The organism is Burkholderia sp. AcTa6-5 (assembly GCF_017815075.1).
Classification (GTDB): Bacteria; Pseudomonadota; Gammaproteobacteria; order Burkholderiales; family Burkholderiaceae; genus Burkholderia; species Burkholderia sola.
The window spans coordinates 24,948-47,392 of record NZ_JAGIQE010000013.1; the positions used below are offsets into that span (position 1 = coordinate 24,948).

19 protein-coding genes are annotated in these 22,445 nt (G+C 68.5%); 12 read left to right on the top strand and 7 right to left on the bottom strand.

Annotated features, from left to right (window positions below):
* Position 1: 1 nt before the first annotated feature.
* Positions 2-2,125 carry an FUSC family protein gene (locus tag J8I33_RS18455; RefSeq protein ID WP_209938520.1) on the bottom strand — a complete coding sequence of 708 codons (2,124 nt, stop codon included), beginning with the start codon at positions 2,123-2,125 and terminating at the stop codon, positions 2-4.
* The gene (locus J8I33_RS18460) at positions 2,122-2,601 is read right to left on the bottom strand and encodes a MarR family transcriptional regulator (RefSeq protein WP_050015660.1); all 480 of its coding nucleotides are present in this window, start codon (positions 2,599-2,601) and stop codon (positions 2,122-2,124) included. The genes J8I33_RS18455 and J8I33_RS18460 overlap by 4 nt, the downstream gene beginning before the upstream one ends.
* 356 nt (positions 2,602-2,957) lie before the next feature.
* Between J8I33_RS18460 and J8I33_RS18465 the strand changes: the two genes are divergently transcribed.
* The 8 genes from J8I33_RS18465 (at position 2,958) to J8I33_RS18500 (ending at position 12,203) form a co-directional block, all read left to right on the top strand.
* A complete protein-coding gene (locus tag J8I33_RS18465) occupies positions 2,958-4,370 on the top strand; it encodes a PLP-dependent aminotransferase family protein (RefSeq protein ID WP_209938523.1) in 1,413 nt (470 codons plus the stop codon).
* A gap of 107 nt (positions 4,371-4,477) precedes the next feature.
* Positions 4,478-5,449 (top strand): hydroxyectoine utilization dehydratase EutB, encoded by a 972-nt coding sequence (eutB, locus tag J8I33_RS18470; RefSeq protein ID WP_209938526.1) that lies wholly within the window; start codon positions 4,478-4,480, stop codon positions 5,447-5,449.
* A gap of 1 nt (position 5,450) precedes the next feature.
* Positions 5,451-6,455 (top strand): cyclodeaminase, encoded by a 1,005-nt coding sequence (locus J8I33_RS18475; protein ID WP_209938528.1) that lies wholly within the window; start codon positions 5,451-5,453, stop codon positions 6,453-6,455.
* A 10-nt stretch (positions 6,456-6,465) separates the two neighbouring features.
* Positions 6,466-7,674, top strand: a complete 1,209-nt coding sequence (doeA, locus tag J8I33_RS18480; protein WP_124679240.1) for an ectoine hydrolase DoeA — start codon at positions 6,466-6,468, stop codon at positions 7,672-7,674.
* Positions 7,675-7,678: 4 nt separating this feature from the next.
* Positions 7,679-8,704 carry a N(2)-acetyl-L-2,4-diaminobutanoate deacetylase DoeB gene (doeB, locus tag J8I33_RS18485; RefSeq protein ID WP_124651813.1) on the top strand — a complete coding sequence of 342 codons (1,026 nt, stop codon included), beginning with the start codon at positions 7,679-7,681 and terminating at the stop codon, positions 8,702-8,704.
* A 13-nt stretch (positions 8,705-8,717) separates the two neighbouring features.
* Positions 8,718-9,188: an Lrp/AsnC family transcriptional regulator gene (locus J8I33_RS18490; RefSeq protein WP_034208857.1), complete on the top strand. Its 471-nt coding sequence runs from the start codon at positions 8,718-8,720 to the stop codon at positions 9,186-9,188.
* Positions 9,189-9,309: 121 nt separating this feature from the next.
* Complete coding sequence (locus tag J8I33_RS18495) at positions 9,310-10,788, top strand: NAD-dependent succinate-semialdehyde dehydrogenase (RefSeq protein ID WP_209924168.1); 1,479 nt, start codon at positions 9,310-9,312, stop codon at positions 10,786-10,788.
* Positions 10,789-10,808: 20 nt separating this feature from the next.
* Positions 10,809-12,203, top strand: coding sequence for an aspartate aminotransferase family protein (locus tag J8I33_RS18500; protein WP_209938534.1), 1,395 nt, complete (start codon positions 10,809-10,811; stop codon positions 12,201-12,203).
* A gap of 140 nt (positions 12,204-12,343) precedes the next feature.
* Here J8I33_RS18500 and J8I33_RS18505 read toward each other — a convergent pair whose 3' ends face one another.
* Positions 12,344-13,276, bottom strand: coding sequence for an MBL fold metallo-hydrolase (locus J8I33_RS18505; protein ID WP_209924169.1), 933 nt, complete (start codon positions 13,274-13,276; stop codon positions 12,344-12,346).
* Positions 13,277-13,583: 307 nt separating this feature from the next.
* Positions 13,584-14,966, bottom strand: coding sequence for an MFS transporter (locus tag J8I33_RS18510; RefSeq protein WP_124592552.1), 1,383 nt, complete (start codon positions 14,964-14,966; stop codon positions 13,584-13,586).
* A 263-nt stretch (positions 14,967-15,229) separates the two neighbouring features.
* Here J8I33_RS18510 and J8I33_RS18515 point away from each other — a divergent pair, with 263 nt between their 5' ends.
* On the top strand, positions 15,230-15,517 hold the full coding sequence (locus J8I33_RS18515) for a DUF1330 domain-containing protein (RefSeq protein ID WP_209924171.1): 288 nt from the start codon (positions 15,230-15,232) through the stop codon (positions 15,515-15,517).
* Positions 15,518-15,536: 19 nt separating this feature from the next.
* On the opposite strand, the gene dhaL is transcribed toward J8I33_RS18515, so the two are convergent.
* Entirely contained in the window at positions 15,537-17,237 is a 1,701-nt protein-coding gene (gene dhaL, locus J8I33_RS18520; protein ID WP_124555170.1) for a dihydroxyacetone kinase subunit DhaL, read from the bottom strand.
* 246 nt (positions 17,238-17,483) lie between these two features.
* On the bottom strand, positions 17,484-18,611 hold the full coding sequence (locus tag J8I33_RS18525) for a sigma 54-interacting transcriptional regulator (RefSeq protein WP_209938535.1): 1,128 nt from the start codon (positions 18,609-18,611) through the stop codon (positions 17,484-17,486).
* 453 nt (positions 18,612-19,064) lie between these two features.
* Between J8I33_RS18525 and msuE the strand changes: the two genes are divergently transcribed.
* Together msuE and sfnG are read left to right on the top strand one after the other, a co-directional pair.
* The gene (gene msuE, locus J8I33_RS18530; protein ID WP_089490148.1) at positions 19,065-19,625 is read left to right on the top strand and encodes an FMN reductase; all 561 of its coding nucleotides are present in this window, start codon (positions 19,065-19,067) and stop codon (positions 19,623-19,625) included.
* Between the two features lie 37 nt (positions 19,626-19,662).
* On the top strand, positions 19,663-20,766 hold the full coding sequence (sfnG, locus tag J8I33_RS18535) for a dimethylsulfone monooxygenase SfnG (RefSeq protein WP_209938538.1): 1,104 nt from the start codon (positions 19,663-19,665) through the stop codon (positions 20,764-20,766).
* 59 nt (positions 20,767-20,825) lie between these two features.
* On the opposite strand, the gene J8I33_RS18540 is transcribed toward sfnG, so the two are convergent.
* On the bottom strand, positions 20,826-21,473 hold the full coding sequence (locus J8I33_RS18540) for a LysE family translocator (RefSeq protein ID WP_050015704.1): 648 nt from the start codon (positions 21,471-21,473) through the stop codon (positions 20,826-20,828).
* A 111-nt stretch (positions 21,474-21,584) separates the two neighbouring features.
* Here J8I33_RS18540 and J8I33_RS18545 point away from each other — a divergent pair, with 111 nt between their 5' ends.
* Positions 21,585-22,433: a LysR substrate-binding domain-containing protein gene (locus tag J8I33_RS18545; RefSeq protein WP_050015640.1), complete on the top strand. Its 849-nt coding sequence runs from the start codon at positions 21,585-21,587 to the stop codon at positions 22,431-22,433.
* Positions 22,434-22,445: the final 12 nt, after the last annotated feature.

Below are 22,445 nucleotides of genomic sequence, written 5' to 3' on the forward strand. Positions count from 1 at the left end.
CTCATGCGCGTGCTCCGTCCGGCGTCTGTGGCGCTTGCGCGGCCGCGGCCGGATACAGCGACAGGCGCAGGCCGACAAGCGCATGCAGCGTGTCGCGCAGCCGGCGGTGCGTGACCGGCGCCGCGGGCGCGGCGGTGCCGTCGGCCGGCGCGGCGCCCGGCAGGTTGCGGCTGGCCACGCGCCGCAGCGCGTCGTCGATCGTCGCGAGCAGGGCGGGCGGCGCGGGCTGGCGCGCGTTCGCGGCCGCGCAGCGCGCGTAGTGATCGGTGACGCCGGCCAGCACGCGATCGATCGCGTCGGGCACGTCGCCCGACAGCCGGCGCCGCGAGCGACGCAGGTCGAGCGCGTTCAGCGCGATGCGCAGGTCGCGGAAGCTTTCGATCGACGGGTGGCGGTGGTCGTCGGACGCACCGAGGCGCGGCAGCAGTTGCGTGACGCGATCGAGCATCCGCGATGCGTGGTTGCGCTGATCGTCGAGCGGTTGCGTCGACGCGGAGCGCGCGACGTCCTCCCAGCCCGAGCGTAGCAGGCGCCGTACCGCGAGTTCCGCGCCGAACGGCCGCGTCGCGCGCGTCCACACGTACGCGAACAGCAGCCCGGCGACGCCCGCGAGATTACTGTTCAGGAACACGAAGAAATCGGCCTCGTACGCGCTCTGGATGCTGATGAAGGTGGCCGTGTTGACCGCGACGAGCATCGTCACCATGTTGAACTGCGGGCGCGGCAGCAGCGTGCCGATCAGGATGAACGGCCCCGCGAACATCAGCACGAGCATCGCGAAATCGTGCACGTGCGGCAGCACGACGAACAGATACAGGCCCGCGAACACGACGCTCGCGGCGGTCGACAGGAAGAACTTGAACACCAGCGGCGCGGGCTCGTCGAGCGCGGCGAAGAAGCTGCACGACACGGCCACGAGCGTGACGGCGGCCGCGCCGTCGTGCCAGCCGGACGAGATCCACAGCCAGCACGCGAACACGATCGCGAACACGACGGTCAGCGTCGAGAACAGCATCATCCCGCGATCGAAGAAGCGCTCGGTGCCGCCGAGCCGCCAGTGCCGGTAGCGCGGCTGCCACACGCCCGACTCGTTCGCGATCAGCGCGCGCAGCGAGCGGCAGTCCTGCCAGATGTCGATGACCTGGCGCAGCCGCCACAGCGCATTCGACAGCAACGCGCCGTCCCAGCTCGCCAGCGCGCTGTCGGGCGGCTGCAGCGCGGCGATGCGCGCGCGCAGGTCGTCCGCGACCGGATCGTGCGCCATATCGCCGTCGGAACCGGTCTTCACGGCCGGCAGCGGCGCGTCGAACCATTTCGCGGCGTCGGCCAGCAGCGCGTCGAGCGCGGGCGGGCGCACGTGCAGGTCGCGCATCAGCGCGATCAGCGGATCGGCGAGCGACGACATCAGCGGCAGGAACAGCTGCATCCGGCCCGCGAGCGCCTGCGCGCGCGCAAGCACGCGCGGATGCGCATGGTCGTAGCCCAGCTGGCTCAGCAGGAATTCGAGGCCGGTGATCGTCGCGGCGAGCCGCTGCCTGCATGCGGACAGCGCCTTGCCGGCCAGGTGCCCGGACAGCGTTTCGCGCCCGTAGAACGCGGCGTCCTTGAACCACGCGTCGGTGCGCTCGATCAGCGTCGGCGCGAGCCGGTTCGGGAACACGGCGCTGCCGACCACGCTCGCGCACACGATGCCGAGCACGATTTCCTCGGTGCGCGCGATCGCGACCTCGAACACGGTGGACGGATCGGTGACGGTCGGCAGCGCGATCAGCGGCATCGTATAGCCGGCGAGCATGAAGACGTAGCTGCGCGCGGTGCGATCCGAGATCGCGAGGTACAGCAGCGTGCCGCACCAGGTCGCGACGATGATGCTGAACAGGAGCGGCGTCTCGACGAACGGCGGCACGAAGAAGATCGCGGCGGCCGCGCCGAGCGCGGTGCCGAGCGCGCGGTACAGCGCCTTCGAGCGCGTCGCGCCGACGAACGGGTTCGACACGATGTAGACGCTCGCCATCGCCCAGTACGGGCGCGGCAACTGGAAATACAGGCCGAGGTACAGCGCCAGCATCGACGCGGCGAACGTCTTGCCCGAGAACAGCCAGTCGCGAAGGCTCGGATAGGTCATGACGCGGAATCGGCGGGGTGGGACGCGTGCGACGCCGGAGGATGCGCGTCGGCGGCGTTGAACGCGTTCAGCACGCGCAGCGTCGCTTCGAGATCGGCGCGCGACACGCCCTTGAGCACCTGGGCGCGCAGCGCGCGCAGGTCTTCCTCCATCTTCGCGGTGACCGCGCGGCCAGCGGCCGTCAGCGAGATCGTTTTCGCGCGGCGATCGTGCGGATCCTCGTCGCGGCGTGCGAGGCCGGCCGCGCACAGCTGGTCGAGCAGGCGCACCAGCGACGGCCCTTCGATGCCCACGTGCTCGGCGAGCGTGCCTTGCCGCACGCCTTCGCCGAGACGCCCGGCGATCAAGAGCGGCGTCGCGCAGGCCTCGGATACGTTGTACGCGGTCAGCACGCCGTCGCTGGTGCGGCGCCACTTGCGCGCGGTGAGCACGAGCAGGCTGCTGACGGCGAGGCGGAGGTCGTGCAGATTGGTCATGGGCGAGATGATAGGGGCAAAAATATTCGATAGCAAACTATCGTTTTCGTCGCCGGGATGACACGTCGCATGGGGCGCGGCGACGATATTGAATTGTCAGACGACCACTGTTCGACCACACGAGCACGGCCGTGCATGTGAAGCAAATTCCAAGCCCGCGCGCCGCCCGCTGGGCGGGTAGGTAGCCCGCGACTTTCGACCGATCGGAAAATGTGTGGGCCGCGGTCGCTTGGGCACGCCGATTGCACCGCGCGATTCGCCCACGACGTCCTGCTTTCGAACGCGATTGCACTAGGACAATATTTTCGGGGTGTCTTTCTGAGCGACCATGCGGAAGCCACGACGGAGACATCGAGATGGGACGGACCGAGGTATCGGCAGGCTGGCGCGACGCGCTCGGCGCGGTGCGCGGCATCGAGTCGAAATACAAGCGGCTCGTGAAGGCGATCGCCAGCGACATCGAGAACGGCGCGCTCGCGCCGGGCGCGCGGCTCGCGCCGCAGCGCGACGTCGCGTCGAGCCTCGGTGTCAGCGTGCAGACCGTCACCAACGCGTACAAGGAGCTGGAGCGTCAGGGGCTGATCCGCTGCGAGGTTGGCCGCGGCAGCTTCGTGGCCGCGCGCGTGACCGAATCGATGTCGAACTACATCCTCGATACGACCGAGCGCGAACTCGTCGACTTCTCGATCGCCCGCATCGTGCACACGCCGGAGCACGACGCGGCATGGCGCAGCGTGTGCACGGCGCTGGCCGGCACCGACGATCAGCCGTGGATCCGTTCGTTCCGGCCGATCGCCGGCCTCGATGCGCATCGCGACGCCGGCGCGGCTTGGCTCGCGTCGCTGAACATGCCGGTGCACCGCGAATCGCTGCTGGTGACGAACGGCGCGGCGCACGGGATCTTTCTCGCGCTCGCGTCGATCGTCGGGCCGGGCGACACCGTGTTGTGCGAGAGCCTGACCGATCACGGCGTGATCGGCTCCGCGAACGTGCTCGGGTTTACGCTGAAAGGGCTCGAGATGGACGAGCACGGCATCCGTCCCGAACATTTCGAGGAGATGTGCGATGGCGAGCGGATCAGCGCGCTCGTCTGCACGCCGACCCTCAATAACCCGACCGTGTCGCTGATGACCGATTCGCGGCGCCGCTCGATCGCGCGCATCGCGACGCGTTACGGCGTATACGTGATCGAGGACGACGTGTACGGTCCGCTGCTCGAGAAGACGGGCACGCCGATCGCCAGCCTGATTCCGGAGCTCGGCTTCTACTGCACGAGCATGACGAAATCGGTACTGACGGGGTTGCGCACCGGCTATCTCGCGATGCCGCGACGGCTCGCGTTGCGCGTCGAGAGCGTGCTGCGCGTGAGCAGCTGGATGGCGACGTCGCCGATCGCCGAAATCGCGACGCGCTGGATCGTCGACGACACCGCGCGGCGGCTCGTCGAACTGCAGCGCCAGCGGCTCGCCGTGCGTCAGCAGATGGTGCGGGCCGCACTGGGGCCGTATGTGCTCGGTGCGCATCCCAACGCGCTGTCGGCATGGCTGCGCGTGCCCGACTACTGGCAAGCCGAGCGGATCGTGCGTGAACTGCGCACGCGCAAGATCGCGGTGACGTCACCCGATCCGTTTCTCGTCGGCGGCACGGAGCGACCGAACGCGGTGCGCGTGTGCATCGGCGCCGAAACCTCCGATGCGGCGTGCAATGCAGCGCTCGAGACGATCGCGGGTGTGTTCGAACAGTATCCGCACCTGAACGACTTCCACTGAACCGGCGGCGCTGCCGCGACATCGCGCGCAATGTATCAGGACATTCGAAAGCGCGATTTGGAACATTAGACTGGATCGCATCACATTCGTCGCGAGGCGCGCGTTCCATGTCTTCCCTGTCGCTGTCCGACGTCTACCGCGCGCGCCGCCGTCTCGCCGGGCGCGCCGACGGTACGCCGCTCGTCGCGTCCGCCGCGCTGTCCGCGCGTGTCGGCGCCCCGGTCTACCTGAAGCTCGAAACGCTGCAGCCGACCGGCAGCTTCAAGCTGCGCGGCGCGACCAACGCGCTAGCGGAACTTGCGGCGCAGCGCGTGACGCGCGTGGTCACCGCATCGACCGGGAATCATGGCCGCGCGGTCGCGCATGCGGCACGCGCGCTCGGCATCGATGCGGCCGTCTGCATGTCGTCGCTCGTGCCGGACAACAAGGTCGAGGCGGTCGCGGCGCTCGGCGCGCGCGTGGTGATCGTCGGCGACAGCCAGGACGACGCGCAGGTGGAAGCGCGGCGGCTGGTGCGCGACGAAGGTTATGCATACGTGCCGCCGTTCGACGATCCGCGCATCATCGCGGGCCAGGCGACGATCGGCGTCGAGATACTCGAAGCGCTGCCCGATACGGCGACGCTGGTCGTGCCGCTGTCGGGCGGCGGCCTGTTCAGCGGCGTCGCGTTTGCCGCGAAGGCGATCCGGCCACCGATCGAGATGATCGGCGTATCGATGACGCGCGGCGCCGCGATGCACGCGAGCCTAGCCGCCGGCAGCCCGGTCGACGTCGCCGAGCAGCCGACGCTGGCCGATTCGCTCGGCGGCGGCATCGGCCTCGACAACCGCTACACGTTCGACATGACGCGCGCGCTGGCCGACGACGTCGTGCTGCTCGACGAGCCGTCGATCGCGCGCGGCATCGCGCATGCGTACCGGGAAGAGCGGCTCGTCGTCGAAGGCGCTGGCGCGGTCGGCCTCGCCGCCCTGCTGGATGGACGGATCGCACGCCGCGATCGCAGCGGCCCGATCGTGGTCGTCGTGAGCGGCGCGAACATCGACATGGCCGTGCATCGCAGGCTCGTTTCGGAGAACTGACATGGCCCATCCCGTCACGTTGCTTGGCCACGCGCAACTGCGTGCGCTGGTGCCACTCGATCTCGCCGCGATCGACCAGGTCGAGGCCGCGTTCGCGTCGCTCGCGACCGACGCCGTCGTGATGCCGCCGATCCTGAATCTTGCGCTGCCCGAGCGCCACGCCGAAGTGGACGTGAAGACGGCGTACCTGCCGCGCTTCGACAGCTTCGCGATCAAGGTCAGCCCCGGTTTCTTCGACAACCCGTCGCTCGGGCTGCCGAGCCTGAACGGGCTAATGCTCGTGCTGTCCGCGCGCACCGGCCTGACCGAGGCCGTGCTGCTCGACAACGGTTACTTGACAGCCGTGCGCACCGCGGCCGCCGGCGCCGTGGCCGCGCGCCGGCTCGCGCACGCCGATGCGCGCCGCGCGGCGATCGTCGGCGCGGGCGAACAGGCGCGGTTGCAGCTTGCCGCGCTGATGCTCGTGCGCGACATCACGCACGTGACGGTGTGGGCACGCGATGCCGAACGTGCCGCGCGATTCGCGGCCGACGTGCGTGCCGCGCACGGGATCGACGCGGTCGTCGCGCGCTCGGTGCACGCGGCGCTCGCCGACGCGGACATCGCGGTGACGACCACGCCGAGCCGTGCGCCGCTCGTGCACGCGGAAGATCTGCACCCCGGGCTGCACGTGACGGCGATGGGTTCGGATGCGGATTACAAGACCGAACTCGCGCCGTCGGTATTCGGCGCCGCGCGCTATTTCTGCGACCGGCTGCGGCAGACCCGCGTGGCCGGCGAGCTCGCGCATGCGATCGCGGCCGGCGCCGTTGCAGCCGACGCGGTGTTTCCCGAACTCGGCGAAGTGATCGCCGGCCGCCGAGACGGCCGCACGCATCGCGACGACATCACGATCTGCGACCTGACCGGCACCGGCGCGCAGGACACCGCGATTGCCGTGCTCGCGCTGCAACGCGCCCGCGCGGCGGAAGTGGGCACGATTTTTCACAACGACCTCACGACTTGAGAGGAGACAGATGTCCGCAGTCATCGAAACCCAGACAGCCGCGCCGCGGCTCGCGTTCGCGCGCAGCGAATATGCCGCGCGCATCGCGAAGACACGCGCGGCGATGGAGCGGGCCGGCATCGACCTGCTGATCGTCACCGACCCGACCAACATGGGCTGGCTCACCGGCTATGACGGCTGGTCGTTCTACGTGCACCAGTGCGTACTGCTCGCGCTGGACGGCGAACCCGTGTGGTTCGGCCGCGGCCAGGACGCGAACGGCGCGAAGCGCACCGCGTTCATGGCGCACGAGAACATCGTCGGGTATCCAGACCATTACGTGCAGTCGACGGCCCGCCATCCGATGGACTACCTGTCCACGGAAGTGATCGCGGCGCGCGGCTGGAGCGCGCTGCGCATCGGCGTCGAACTCGACAACTACTACTTCAGCGCAGCGGCATACGCGTCGTTGCAGAAGCATCTGCCGGCCGCGCGCTGGGTCGATGCGACCGCGCTCGTCAACTGGCAGCGCGCGGTGAAGTCGCCGCGCGAGATCGAGTACATGCGCGTGGCCGCGCGCATCGTCGAGCGGATGCATGCGCACATCGTCGAGACGATCGAGCCGGGCATGAAGAAAAGCGACCTGGTCGCGCAGATCTATGCGACCGGCATCGGCGGCGCCGACGGCTTCGGCGGCGACTACCCGGCGATCGTCCCGCTGCTGCCGACCGGCGCCGACGCGGCCGCGCCGCACCTGACGTGGGACGACTCGACGTTCGCGCGCGGCGCCGGCACGTTCTTCGAGATCGCCGGTTGCTACCGCCGTTATCACTGCCCGCTGTCGCGCACCGTCTATCTCGGCAAGCCGCCCGCGCACTTCATCGAAGGCGAGCGCGCGGTGGTCGAAGGGATCGAGGCCGGGCTCGCGGCCGCGAAGCCCGGCAACGTATGCGAGGACATCGCGAACGCGTTCTTCGCGGTGCTGCGCCGCGCGGGCATCGACAAGGACAGCCGCTGCGGCTACCCGATCGGCGCGAGCTATCCGCCCGACTGGGGCGAGCGCACGATGAGCCTGCGCCCGGGCGACCGGACGGTGCTGGAACCCGGCATGACGTTCCATTTCATGCCCGGGCTGTGGCTCGACGACTGGGGGCTGGAGATCACGGAGAGCATCCTGATCACCGAGACCGGCGTCGAGACGTTCTGCAACGCACCGCGCAAGCTGTTCGTAAAGGAGTAGGGCGATGCGTGCTTCCCCGATCACGCCGACCGTCGATTTCGACGCGGACGGCGAACAGCACGGCTTCCTGAAGCTGCCATACTCGCGCGACGATTCCGCGTGGGGCGCAATCATGATTCCGGTGACCGTCGTGAAGCGCGGCGACGGGCCGACGGTGTTGCTGACCGGCGGCAATCACGGCGACGAATACGAAGGGCCGGTCGCGCTGTCGAAGCTCGCCGGCTCGCTGAAGGCGGCCGACGTGACCGGCCGCGTGATCGTCGTGCCGTTCATGAACTACCCGGCGTTCCGCGCCGGTTGCCGCACGTCGCCGATCGATGCGGGCAACCTCAATCGCAGCTTCCCGGGCCGGCCGGACGGCACGGTGACCGAGAAGATCGCCGACTACTTCCAGCGCCACCTGCTGCCGCTCGCGACGCACGTGCTCGACATTCACGCGGGCGGGCGCACGCTCGACTTCGTGCCGTTCGCGGCGATTCACGTGCTGCAGGATCGCGACCAGGAAGCGCGCTGCGAGCGCGCGATGCGTGCGTTCGGCGCGCCGTATTCGATGCGCATGCTGGAACTCGACAGCGTCGGCCTGTACGACAGCGCGGCCGAGGAAGCCGGCAAGGTGTTCGTGTCGACCGAGCTCGGTGGCGGCGGCACGTCGACGGCGGCGAGCGTCGCGATCGCCGAGCGCGGCGTGTATGGATTGCTTGCGCATGCGGGCGTGATCGCCAAGGACGTCATCGATGGCAACGCGCCGCGTACGACGACGCTGCTCGACATGCCGGACGGCTCTTGCTACACGACGAGCGAGCATCACGGGCTGCTCGAGATGTGCCGCGATCTCGGCAGCGAGGTCAAGGCCGGCGACGTGCTCGCGCGCGTGCACGACATCGACCGCACGGGCGTCACGCCCATCGAGTACGTCGCACGGCGGCGCGGGCTGCTCGCGGCCCGGCACTTCCCGGGCATCGTGCAACCGGGCGACACGATCGCGGTGGTCGCCGACATCGTCGAGCGCAACATCCCGGTCGCCGTATAAGGACGCGCACGACGTGATCAAGCTCGACCGATACGACCTCGCGATCCTGCGCTTGCTCGAGCGCGACGGGCGCATCACGAAGTCGAAGCTCGCGGAAGCCGTGAACCTGTCGATTTCGCCCGCATGGGAGCGCGTGCGCAAGCTCGAGGAAAGCGGCGTGATCCGCGGCTATCGCGCGGACGTCGACTGGATCGGCGCGTTCTCCGGCAGCCGCATCGTCGTCGAAGTGACGCTGTCGCGGCACACCGCGCCCGACATGCGGCGCTTCGAGGATCGCGTGGCCGCCGCGCCCGAAGTCGCGCAGTGCTATGCGACGGGCGGTGGCGTCGACTACGTGCTGCACGTGGTCGCGCGCGACATCGACCATTACCAGCGCTTCATCGATGCGTTGCTGATGGAAGACCTCGGCATCGAGCGCTACTTCACGTACATCGTGACGAAGGTCGTGAAGTGCGGCTCCGGCGGCGCGCCGGACTGGCTGTAAAAGTTCGCGCCGGCGCGCGGCAATACGGAAAAAACCGGCATTTCCCGCCGTGCAAACCGAAATTTCCGCATGCGCGGGCGCGACACAATGAAGTTCGTGCCCACCAACCAGGAGACGCAGCATGCTGCCCGGACACCCCGTTCTGTTCAAGTCGACCTGCTACGTCGATGGTCGCTGGATCCACAGCGACAGTGCCGCGACGGTCGCCGTCGTGAACCCCGCCGATCAGGCCGTGATCGGCCACGTGCCGATGCTCGAACGCGCGCAGATCGTCGGTGCCGTCGACGCCGCGCAGCGCGCGTACGACACCTGGCGCTGGACGCCGCAGGCCGCACGCAGCGCGGCATTGCTGCGCTGGCATGCGCTGATCCTGCGTCACGTCGACGATCTGGCCGCGCTGCTGTCGCTGGAACAGGGCAAGCCGCTGGCCGAAGCGCGCGGCGAGATCCGCTATGCGGCGAGCTTCGTCGAATGGTTCGCGAACGAGGCGAAGCGTGTCGCGGGCCGCACGATTCCGACGCATATCGACGGCGCGCATCTCGGCACCGTGATGGAACCGGTCGGCGTCGCGGCGCTGATCACGCCGTGGAATTTCCCGGCCGCGATGATCACGCGCAAGGCGGCGGCCGCGATCGCGGTCGGTTGTACCGTGGTCGTGAAGCCCGCGCACGAAACGCCGTTCTCGGCGCTCGCGCTCGCGCAGCTCGCCGACGAGGCCGGCTTCCCGGCCGGCGTGTTCAACGTGGTGCTCGGCGAGCCGCAGATGGCGATGGAAACGCTGGTCGGCGATACGCGTGTGCGTGCGGTCAGCTTCACCGGCTCGACGCGGGTCGGGCGGCTCGTGACCGAAACCGCCGCGAAGGCCGGCATCCGCAAGATCGCGCTCGAACTGGGCGGCAACGCGCCGTTCATCGTGACCGAGGATGCGGATCTCGACCAGGCGGTGCGGATTGCCGTCGGCGCGAAGTTCCAGACGTCCGGCCAGGACTGCTGCGCGGCGAACCGGATTCTCGTCGCGCGACCGCTGTACGACGCGTTCGTCGAACGGTATGCGAACGCGGTGCGCGTGCTGAAGACGGGGCCTGCGTTCGAGCAAGGCGTCGACGTCGGTCCGCTGGTGCATCAGGCTGCGTTCGACGCGACCGTCGCACGCGTCGACGATGCGCGGGCACGCGGCGCGCGCATCGTCGCGGGCGGCCGGCCGCACGCGCTCGGCGGCTGGTTCTACGAGCCGACCGTGATCGCGGATGCCGCGCCGGGCATGCGCGTGGTCGACGAGGAAAACTTCGCGCCGATCTCGGCCGTCTGCGCGTTCGACACGCTCGACGAAGCGGTAGAAACGGCCAACGACACCGAGTACGGGCTCGCCGCGTACGTATGCGCGACGCGCATCGACACGATCTTCCAGCTCGTGCGGCGGCTCGATTTCGCGATGGTGTCGGTCAACGGCGTGAAATTCACCGGCGCGCCGATCCCGTTCGGCGGGATGAAGGCGTCGGGACTCGGGCGCGAAGGCGGCGCCGAAGGCTTCGAGCCGTTCACCGAAACCAAGTACTTCTGCCTCGGCAATCTCGGCCTGCCTGTCGCGGCGACGGCCTGACCCATTCAAAGGAGCACATCATGACAAAATCGATCGACGCACTGCTGCGCGAGGACCGCGCCCACTTCATGCACCCGTCGACGCACGCGTACGACCACGAGACCGGCGCGCTGCCGGGCAAGATCGTGCGCGGCGGCGAAGGCATCCGCATCGAGGATCACCAGGGCAAGCAATATATCGACGCGTTCGCCGGCCTCTACTGCGTGAACATCGGCTACGGCCGCACCGAAGTGGCCGACGCGATGCATGAGCAGGCGAAGCAGCTCGCGTACTACCACACGTACGTCGGCCACGCGTCGGACGCGATCATCGAGCTGTCGTCGCGCATCATCGACTGGTCGCCGGCCGGGATGAAGAAGGTCTATTACGGGATGTCGGGTTCCGATGCGAACGAAACGCAGGTCAAGATCGTCTGGTACTACAACAACGTGCTCGGCCGCCCGAACAAGAAGAAGATCATCTCGCGCGAGCGCGGCTATCACGGCTCGGGCATCGTGACGGGCAGCCTCACGGGCCTGCCGAGCTTCCATCAGCATTTCGACCTGCCGATCGACCGCGTGAAGCATACGGTGTGTCCGCACTGGTATCGCAAGGCGCCGGCCGGCATGAACGAAGCGCAGTTCGTCGCGTACTGCGTCGACGAACTCGAGCAGCTGATCGCGCGCGAGGGCGCCGACACGGTCGCCGCGTTCATCGCGGAGCCGGTGATGGGCACGGGCGGCATCATCGAACCGCCGGCCGGCTACTGGCCCGCGATCCAGGCCGTGCTGCGCAAGCACGACATCCTGCTGATCTCGGACGAAGTCGTGTGCGGGTTCGGGCGTCTCGGCTCGAAGATGGGCGCGCAGCACTTCGGGATCGAGCCCGACCTGATCACGGTCGCGAAGGGGCTGACGAGCGCGTATGCGCCGCTGTCGGGCGTGATCGTCGGCGAGAGGGTGTGGGACGTGATCGCGCGCGGCTCGCAGGAACACGGGCCGATGGGGCATGGCTGGACGTATTCGGGGCACCCGGTGTGCGCGGCCGCCGCGCTCGCGAACCTTGCGATCCTGGAGCGCGAGAACCTCGTTGGCAACGCTGCGGAAGTGGGCGCGTATTTCGGCGCGAAGCTGCGCGATGCATTCGGCGCGCATCCGCTCGTCGGCGAGGTGCGCAGCGTCGGCATGCTGGCCGCGCTCGAGTTCATGGCCGACAAGGACGCGCGCACGCCGTTCGATTCCGCGCTGAAGATCGGTGCGCAGGTGTCGGCTGCCGCGTTGCAGCGCGGCGTGATCGCGCGGGCGATGCCGCATGGCGACATTCTCGGGTTTGCGCCGCCGCTCGTGATGACGCGTGCTGAAGCCGACGAGATCGTCGCGATCGTGAAGGACGCGGTGGATGAGGTCGCGGAGCGGAATCTTTCGACCGTCGCTTGATTATCAAGCGGTGCTGATGCGCGCTCCGGCGCGTGAGGTGACGCCGCCGCATGCGAGTGCGGCGGCGTCTTTTTTGCCGGTATGGTTCGCGGAAACCGTCAGCGCATCGCCTGCGGCGCGCGTCGGCTACCGGCCGTCACTCAGTAATCCCACACGACCGGGACGAAACGGAACCCGTCGCCGTGCCGCGCAACGTGCCCGATGGACGGGAACGCGACATGGGCCGCGGCCAGCAGCGCGCCGGTGTCGGCGGCTTCGTTGAACAGTGCGAGACGCACGTCGACCGCCGCGTCCGGATCGTGTTCGAAGCCGTTTTGCCAGTCGGGATTGTCGAAGTTGACTTCGAAAATCGCGTCGCCCGCGAACGTCAGCTTCTCCCCTTTCGATGCGATGTCGACCACGCAGTGGCCCGGCGTATGGCCGCCCGTTACCCGCGCCGACACGCCCGCCGCGACTTCCACGGTCCGGTCGAACGGCACGATGTTTTCGCCATAGAGTTCCACGAACGTCGCGGCCGCCTTGCGCAGCGCGGGCGGAACGGTTTCCGGCATCACCGTCTTGCTGAAGTCCGGATTTTTCCAGAACGCCACTTCCGCGGCCGATACGTGAATGCGTACGTCGGGGCGCAGCTTCGCCTTGACGCCGTCGACGTTCAGCCCGCCGACGTGATCCATGTGCATGTGCGTGATCACGATATCGGTGATCGCAGCCAGGTCGATGCCGGCCGATTCCAGACGCATCACCGAGCGCCCGGCGCGCGTGAAGTATTCGAAGCCGTCGCCCACGCCCGAATCGATCAGGATCAGGCGGTCGGCGCTGCGCACGAGCGCGATGTTGAGCGCCCAGTCGAACATGTCGCGTTGCAGGAAGCGGCCGTCGAACCATGCGTTGCGATCCGCTTCGCTCACATTGGTGGACATGGTGGAAGTCGGCAGCGGCAGCACGCCGTCGCTGATCAGCACGACATCGACGTCGCCGATGCGTACGGCGTAGCGGGACGGAACGAGTTCGCCCGAAGCTTCGTTGCCCAGGGGTTCGATGACCGGCTGGACGTTGCGGATGGGTGCGTTCATGTTCAGTAATCCTGTTCGTCGAGTGAGGTAATCCGCCCTGCGCGGCGCAGCGCGGTTCGCGAGCGCGATCGTGAAGATCGCGCTTCGGTTCGCCCGGATTCCGGTTGAGGGTGAGCGTGTGAGCGATTGTAGTGACGGCCGATACGTGCCGACAGCGCCGTAGGTGCGCACATCGTGTTGTCCGGACGACAACAATCCGGCGGCGGCTTCAGCCGCCCGAAATGCACATCGCCCGCCATCCGTTGCCGGACGGCGGGCGATGCGGTGGATGCCGTTTATGGGAAGCCGGGCGCCGCCGGGGCGCGGGTCAGCCCGGCTGGCCGGGGAGGGTGTCGCCGCGCAGCGAACACCCGCGCGTCTCGATCACCGCCAGCAGCGCGATCAGCCCGACCGCACAGGCGGCCATCATGTAGTACGCGGGAATCAGCGCGTTGCCGGTCTTGCCGATCAGCCAGTCGTTGACGATCGGCGCGGTGCCGCCGAACAACGACGTCGACACGTTGTACGCGATCGCCATGCCCGCATACCGGACGTGGGTCGGGAACATCGCCGGGAACATCGCGGAAATGGTGGCGAGCTGCGGCACGTAGAGCACGCCGAGCACCGCGAAGCCGATGAAGGCGCCGAGCGGACCGTGCGTCATCAGCGTGAACATCGGCACGGCCGCGACGAACAGCCCGACCAGCGAGAACCACCACATCGTCTTGCGACCGACGCGATCCGACAGCCAGCCGGCGAACGGCAGCAGCACCATCATCGCGAGCATGCCGATCAACGGAATCAGCAGCGACATGTTCTCGCTGACGCCGAGTTCCTTGTGCATGTAAGTCGGCATGTACGCGAGCAGCACGTAGTTGACGACGTTCAATGCGACGACGAGCCCGCCGAGCAGCAGCAGCGGCTTCGCATAGCGCACCAGCAGCAGCCGGATCGGCAGCGCGGCGGCGACGCTTTTCTCGCGGCGGTGCGCCTGTTCCTCGAGCTCGCGGAACACCGGCGTTTCCTCGAGGCGCGAGCGCAGGTAGAAGCCGATCAGGCCGAGCGGCGCGGCGACCAGGAACGGCAGGCGCCAGCCCCACGCATGCATCGCCGAATCGCCGAGCAGCAGCGCGAAGCCGAGCATCAGGAACGCGCCGAGCGAGAAGCCGGCGAGCGTCGCGAATTCGAGGAAGCTGCCGCACAGGCCGCGCCGCGAATCGGGCGCGTATTCGGCGATGAAGGTGGCTGCGCCGCCGTATTCGCCGCCGGTCGAGAAGCCCTGCACCATGCGCAGCACGATCAGTGCGGCCGGCGCGAGCCAGCCGGCCGTCGCATAGCTCGGCAGCACGCCGACGAGCAAGGTGGCGCCCGACATCGTCAGCACCGTCAGCGCGAGCACGCGCTTGCGGCCGAGCCGGTCGCCGAGCGGGCCCCAGAACAGGCCGCCGAGCGGGCGGATCAGGAACGAGATCGCGAACGTGCCGAGCGCGAACAGCGTCGCGCTGGCCGTGTTGCCGGGAAACAGCGCAGCGGAAATATACGCGAGGCCGTACGCGTAAATGCCGTAATCGAACCATTCGGTCGCGTTACCGAGCGCGGCGGCCGTGATCGCGACCCGCGGCAGGCTATGCGGCTCGTCGCCGCGGGAAGCCGTCTCGTCCGGAACGGACGCGGCGGCGGAAACGGAAGTCCACGATGGCACGTATCGCATGAGGGGTCCTCGCTATCAGCGTGCGCCCGGGCGGGCGCCGACGAGGATCAAAGTAATCCCGCCAATTAGCGCTGCCCGATGTCATAGGACGATGTGGAGATCGGGGTTTTCCCGCGCCGTGGCGGGCGGCCCGCGGAGGCCGTGGCCGGCTCGGCGCAGCGCCGGTCGGCGAACGGCGGTAAGCTGCGCGCTGCCACGCGGGATTTCTCGGACTGTGCCGCGCGTGGCGTCCCTTTTTTCACCCTTGATCAGGAGCGCATATCGTGGCGACCTACATCGTCTTTACACGGGAAAGCACGCAGAACCAGCAGGAGCTCGACCTCTACTCGAGCCAGGTCGGCGCGACCCTTGCCGGCCATCCGGTGAAGGTGCTCGCCGCCTATGGGCCGCAGGAAATCCTCGAGGGTGAAGGCCCGGAAGGCGTCGTGATCGTCGAGTTCCCGTCGAAGGAGGCCGCGCACGCGTGGTATCACGGCCCCGAATACCAGGCGGTCGTCCGGCACCGCTTCAACGGCGCGCGCTATCGCGCGGTGCTGGTCGAAGGCGTCTGAACGCGGCCGCGCGCGCCCGTTACCGCACGTGCGGCAGCAGCGCGCGCAGCCAGTACGCGACGGCCACCGCACCGCCATCCGGCGTGCCGATCGCACGCTCGCCGAGATAGCTGGCCCGTCCCGCGCGCGGCGTCATGCGCGTCGTTTTCTCCGCGCCTCGCTCGGCCGCGTCGACGGCCGCCGTCCATGCGCTCGCGGGATCGCGATCGCTGTCGAGCGCGCGGCCGAATGCGTCGACGGCCGGCGCCAGCGCATCGAGCATCGTCCGGTCGCCGGCCTGCGCGCCGCCGAGTTCGCCGATCGAATCCACCGCCGCGCGGAACGCCGCAGCCCAGTCGCGCGGCGACGGCTCGGCGATATCGGCCAGCCGGCGCGACGCGCGCAGCAGCGCGGTCGCATAGAACGGCCCGGAGCTGCCGGCGATCGCGCGGCGCAACGCGGCGCCGAGCGCTGCCAATGCACCCGACGGCGTACCGTACGCGGTGTCGGGCAGTTCGAGGATCGCCTGCGCGGCGCGGCGCATGCTCGCGCCGAGATCGCCGTCGCCCGCTGCCGCATCGAGATCCGTCAACGTCTGCTCGTGATCGATCAGCGTTTGCGCGACCGCGTGCAGCGCCGGTTGCAGGCGCGCGGCCCATGCGCGGCCGGCCGCGTCGAGCGGCGGCGGCGGCGCGTCCTGCGACGCGGCCGCGGCCACGCGAATCTGCGTGTTCACGAGGCCGCCGCCCGGCCATGCGCGCGCCTGCGTCGGCGCGTCGAGCAGCGCCGCGCGCTCGTCGTTCAGTCGCAGCACCGAGATCGAGCAGCCCGGCATGTTCAGCGCGGACAGGAACGTGCCGGCCCACGCGCGCGCGACGACGATGCCGCGCCGGGTCAGGTTGTCGAATGCGGCGCGCAGCACGATCGCGAGTTCCATGTCCGGCGTCGCGCCGAGGCCGTTGACGAACAGCGCGACGCGCTCGTCGCGCTCGAGCACGAGATCGGCGACGATGCTCGACAGCAGCGTGTCGGCCAGCGCGTCGGCCGGTAACGGCGCGCGACGCTCGACGCCTTTCTCGCCATGGATGCCGAGGCCCAGCTCGATTTCGTGATCGGCGAGGCTGAAGCCCGACTTGTCGGCGCCCGGGATCGTGCAGCCGTCGAGCGCGACGCCCATCGTGCCGAGTTCGGCCGCCGCGTCGCGCGCGATGCTCGCGACGCGGGCAAGCGGCAGTCCGCGCGCGGCGGCGGCGCCCGCTAGCTTGTGGATCAGCACGGTGCCCGCGATCCCGCGTCGCTGGCCGCGTTCGACGCGGCCGCGCAGCGATACGTCGTCGGCGACGATGACGGTTTCGACCGGAATGCCTTCCGCACGCGCGAGCTCGGCGGCGAGCCCGAAATTGAGCCGGTCGCCGGTGTAGTTCTTCACGATCAGCAGCGCGCCGTTCGGGCCGGCGCTCGCGCGGATCGCGGCGAGCACGGCGTCGGTCGACGGCGACGTGAACACTTCGCCGCACACGGCCGCGCTCAGCATCCCTTCGCCGACATAACCGCCGTGCGCGGGCTCGTGGCCGCTGCCGCCGCCTGACAGGATCGCGACCGGCCGCTGCGACGGCTCGGGCAGCGGCTGGCGCACGAGCACGTGCTCGTCGCCGAGGATCGCGAGATGCGGCGATTGCCGCGCGATGCCTTCCAGCATTTCTCGCACGACGTCGGACGGGCGGTTCACAAGCTTTTTCATGGCGACGGTTCCGGACGGGTGAACGGGGCTCGGCCGGACGCGCACGGGCGCCGGACGGCTTTCGTGTTGCGGAGGATCGTGCGTGTGCTGTTGCCGGTCACGGGCGGTCGTATACGGCGACCTGGTGCGGCGCGGGCAACGAAGCGTACGCTTCGCGCCACGATACATCAGGTTCGGATGTTGCGACACGGATCGCGGCGCGATGGCGTCATGGCGCCATGGCGTCGGGGCGCGCGCCGGATGCCGCTATTTCAGCGCGGCGATCGCCTTCGCGCGAATCAGCCGCGCACGCAGCACGTTACGACTGATGCCGAGCAACTGCGCGGCGCGGATCTGGTTGCGATGGCTGAATTCGAACGCGACGCGCATCACGGTGTCCTCGATGCGTTCGAAGAGATTGCCGTGCCCGTCGTCGAACAGGTCGCGCAGCGCGTGTTCGAGCGCCGCCTGTGCATCGGCGGACGACTCGGCCACAGGCGCGGCAACGGCCGGCAGGCACGGCGTCGCGATCTGCAGGTCGGTGTCCTGCAGCGCATCGTGACGGCTTACGAGCAGCGCGTGATGGATCACGTTTTCCAGTTCGCGGATATTGCCGGGCCAGCCGTGGGCCTCGAGCCGGCGCTCGGCACGCGGATCGATGCGGCGCGGCCCGCCGCCGAGCCGGTCGCGGTAAAGGTCGAAGAAGTGGCGCGCGAGCGGCAGGATGTCGCCCGGCCGGTCTCGCAGCGGCGGCACCGCGAGCTGCACGACGTTGAGCCGGTAGAACAGGTCGCCACGAAATTGCCCGGCCGCGACCGCTTGCTGCAAGTCGACGTTGGTCGCCGCGACCACGCGCACGTCGACCGGAATGCCCGTGCGTGACCCGAGCCGCACGACCTCGCGTTCCTGCAGCACGCGCAGCAGCTTGACCTGCATCGCGAGCGGCAGGTCGCCGATTTCGTCGAGGAACAGCGTGCCGCCGTGCGCGGCTTCGAACCAGCCGGGCTTCGCGCTGAATGCGCCGGTAAACGCGCCTTTCTCGTGACCGAACAGCTCGCTGTCGACGAGCGTTTCGGAGAAGGCGCCGCAGTTCACCGCGACGAACGGCCCCTCGCGCCGGGCGCCGAGATCGTGCACGCGGCGTGCGATCAATTCCTTGCCGGTGCCGGTCTCGCCGACGATCAGCACGTTCGCGTCGCTCGGCGCGACGCGGCGAACCTGTTCGAGCAGCGCGAGCGAGCGCGGATCGGCGAACACCTGCGCGTGCGCGCGTGACGGCGCGTAACGTTCGGGCTGCGTGAGCACGGGCGCCGCGGCCTGAAGCGCGGCCGGGTCGCGGGAAGCGTTGACGACACGAAGATTGAGCGGGCGCGGCGATGCGGAAATGGAAGTCATGGCGATGAACCGTTGGATGGCCGGGCAATGCGGGCCGGCTGCTGCGTGGTCAGCAGAGTGTTGAACGTTTCTCCGCGCGCGAAAAGCATCGATTTCTGATAACCAAAGCGCGATTGCTGCGGAACCCGCAATGGCGCGGACGAGCGGCGGTGTCGTGACGCCTTGTCGTCGAATTCGGTGCTATCGCGTGCGATGCGCTGCTGCCTGATCAGCAGCGCATCAGCAGGCCCGCTGCATGGTGTTCATCGCGTGACGGAATATCGATGTGACGCACGAACGGGAACGCTTGTCACTGTCGCGCATGAGGCCGAGCGCCATTTCTGCTGGGCGATGGCGAAAAATTTCGGGATCCAGATGACCTTTCCGTCACGCACCCGAACCGATGGCACGCTCCTTGCTGACCCGAACCGGTATCGCCGCACGGCACGCGGCTTCACCACGGGAACGCATTGCATGAGCCACACCCTGAACGTCGTCGCGATATCGGGCAGCCTGCAGCGGCCGTCGCGCACCTTGGCGCTGACCGACGCGATCGTCGCGGCGCTCGGCGCCGCGCTGCCGATCGAGACGCGGCTGATCGAACTCGGCGAGATCGGCAGCCGGCTGGCCGGCGCGCTCACGCGCGCGCAGGTGCCGGCCGATCTCGATGCGCTGATCCGCGCGATCGAGACGGCGGACGCGCTCGTCGTCGCGAGCCCGGTGTATCGCGCGTCGTACACGGGCCTCTTCAAGCACCTGTTCGACCTCGTGCGCCACGACGCGCTCATCGACGTGCCCGTGCTGCTCGCGGCCACCGGCGGCAGCGAGCGTCATGCGCTCGTGATCGACCATCAGCTGCGCCCGCTGTTCAGCTTCTTCCAGGCGCGCACGCTGCCGATCGGCGTGTACGCGTCCGAAAGCGATTTCGATCGGTACCAGATCGCGAACCCGGCGTTGCGCGAGCGCATCGCGCTCGCCGTGGCGCGCGCGGCGCCGCAACTGCGCCCGCACGCGCTTTCCGCCGCGGCCGCGTAAGCCGCTTTTTCGTTCCCCCTTCGACCAGGACACCTTCATGAGCCTTCCCGACCCTTCCGCCGACGGCGTCAAATTCGCATACTGGGTGCCGAACGTCAGCGGCGGCCTCGTCGTCAGCACGATCGAGCAGCGCACCGACTGGAGCCTCGAATACAACCAGAAGCTTGCACGCACGGCCGAGGCGGCCGGCTTCGACTACGCGCTGAGCCAGATCCGCTTCACGGCCGGCTACGGCGCCGAATACCAGCACGAGTCGGTGTCGTTCAGCCAGGCGCTGCTGCATGCGACGACGAAGCTCAAGGTGCTCGCCGCGATCCTGCCGGGGCCGTGGCATCCGGCCGTGGTCGCGAAGCAGCTCGCGACGATCGACCACATCTCGAACGGGCGCATCGCGATCAACGTCGTGAGCGGCTGGTTCAAGGGCGAATTCACCGCGATCGGCGAGCCGTGGCTCGAGCACGACGAACGCTATCGACGTTCGAAGGAATTCATCCAGGCGCTGAGGGGCATCTGGACGCAGGACAATTTCACGTTCAAGGGCGACTTCTACCGCTTCAACGATTACACGCTGAGCCCGAAGCCGGTGCAGAAGCCGCATCCGGAAATCTTCCAGGGTGGCAGCTCGCGCGCGGCGCGCGACAACGCGGCGAGCGTGTCGGACTGGTATTTCACGAACGGCAATACGCCGGAGAACCTGAAGGCGCAGATCGACGACATTCGCGCGAAGGCGGCCGCGAACGACCATCGCGTGCGGATCGGCGTCAATGCCTTCGTGATCGCGCGCGACACCGAGGAAGAGGCGAAGGCCGTGCTCGACGACATCATCCGGCACGCGCACGTCGAGGCCGTGCACGCGTTCGGCGATGCGGTGAAGCAGGCCGGCAAGGCGTCGCCCGAAGGCGAGGGCAACTGGGCGAAATCGACGTTCGAGGATCTCGTGCAGTACAACGACGGCTTCCGCACGAACCTGATCGGCACGCCGCAGCAGATCGCCGAGCGGATCGTCGCGCTGAAGGCGATCGGCGTCGATCTCGTGCTCGCCGGGTTCCTGCATTTCATCGAGGAAGTCGAGTACTTCGGCAAGCGCGTGTTGCCGCTCGTGCGCGAACTCGAGGCACAGCGGCAGGCGATCGCTGCGTGACGCCGCCTGCCGCCGGCGCGTGGCCCGCGATCGTGCGGGCGCGCGCGGCGGCACGACGCTTACGCGATTCCCGCCAACTTCGACGCGTCGATCATCATCTCCACGCCGAGGCCGCCGAGCACCGCGCCCATCGCCCAGCGCTGCGCGAGCAGCAGCGTCGGGCGGCCATGCAGGAACTTCGCGAGGCTGCCCGAGCAGATCGCGACCATCCCGTTGGCCGACGCGAACGCGGCGATCAGCAGCGAGCCGAGAAACAGCGACTGGCCGAACACGCTGCCTTGCCCGTAGTCGATGAACTGCGGCAGCAGCGACACGAACAGCATCGCGAGCTTCGGGTTCAGCACGCTGGTCGTCGCGCCCATCGCGAGCAGCCGCAGCGGCTGCTCGTTCGGCAGCGTCTTCACTTCGAACGGCGAGCGGCCGCCCGGCCGCACCGCCTGCCACGCAAGGTACAGCAGATAGGTCGCGCCGACCGCGCCCAGCACGCTGCCCGCGTAGGGCACGCTCATGAACAGCGTCGTGATGCCGAACGCCGCGGCGAACATGTAGAACAGGTAACCGAGCATCACGCCGGCGAGCGACACCAGCCCGGCCGCCCGCCCTTGCGCGATCGAGCGCGACATCACGTAGACCATGTTCGGCCCCGGCGTGACCGCGAGCATGCCGCCGATGACGAGAAACCCGTAGAGCGATCCGGACGTGTGCATGTTTTCCGCTTCCTGCATCGAATGAGTGCTGACGGAGTTCATTGTCCGGCGCTGGAAGCGAACAGTAAAACGGGATAAACTGAATCGATTGATCAGTTTTTCTGAATCGACATGAAGAAGCTCGACCTCGATGTGCTCGCGATGGTGGTGGCCGTTGCGGAATCCGGATCGTTCGCGCAGGGCGCGCAAGTCGTGCACCGGTCGCCGTCGGCGGTGAGCATGCAGATCAAGACGCTGGAGGACGCGCTCGGCAAGCCGCTGTTCATTCGCGACACGCGCAACGTGACGGCGACCGACGACGGCAGGATGCTGGCCGACTACGGCCGCCGGATGCTCGCGATGCGCGACGAGGCATGGGCGTCGGTCGTGCGTCCGGAGATCCGCGGCCGCGTGACGATCGGCGTGCCCGACGATTACATCTCGTCGCTGCTGCCGCAGGTGCTCGGCAAGTTCGCCGCGATGCATCCGCGCGTGGAGGTGCGCGTGATCGGCCAGCCGAGCAGCGCGCTCGTGCCGATGCTGAAGGACAACACGGTCGATCTCGCATGCCTGACCCGCGTCAAGGGCGTGTCCGGCGAGCTGATCCGGCTCGAGCCGATCGTCTGGACGGGATCGGCGAAACGGAACGTATGGGAAGAGCGGCCGCTGCCGGTCGCGCTGTTCTCGCACGGCAGCATGGCGCGCGATCATGCGATCAAGGCGCTGAACCGGCGGAAGATTCCGTTCCGGATGTCGTATGAAAGCCCGAGCTTTCTCGGGCTGCTCAGCATGGTCGAGGCCGGCCTCGCGATCGCGCCGCTCGCGCGCTGCTGCGTGCCCGATCACCTGTTGCAGCTGTCGGAGAGCCACGGGCTGCCGTCGCTCGGCGAACTCGAGGTCGTGCTTGCACGCAGCGCGCAGTCCGCGCGGCCGCCGTGCGACTACCTCGCCGAGCAGATTCTCGGTGAATGGCGCGCCTGAGGTCCGCCTACT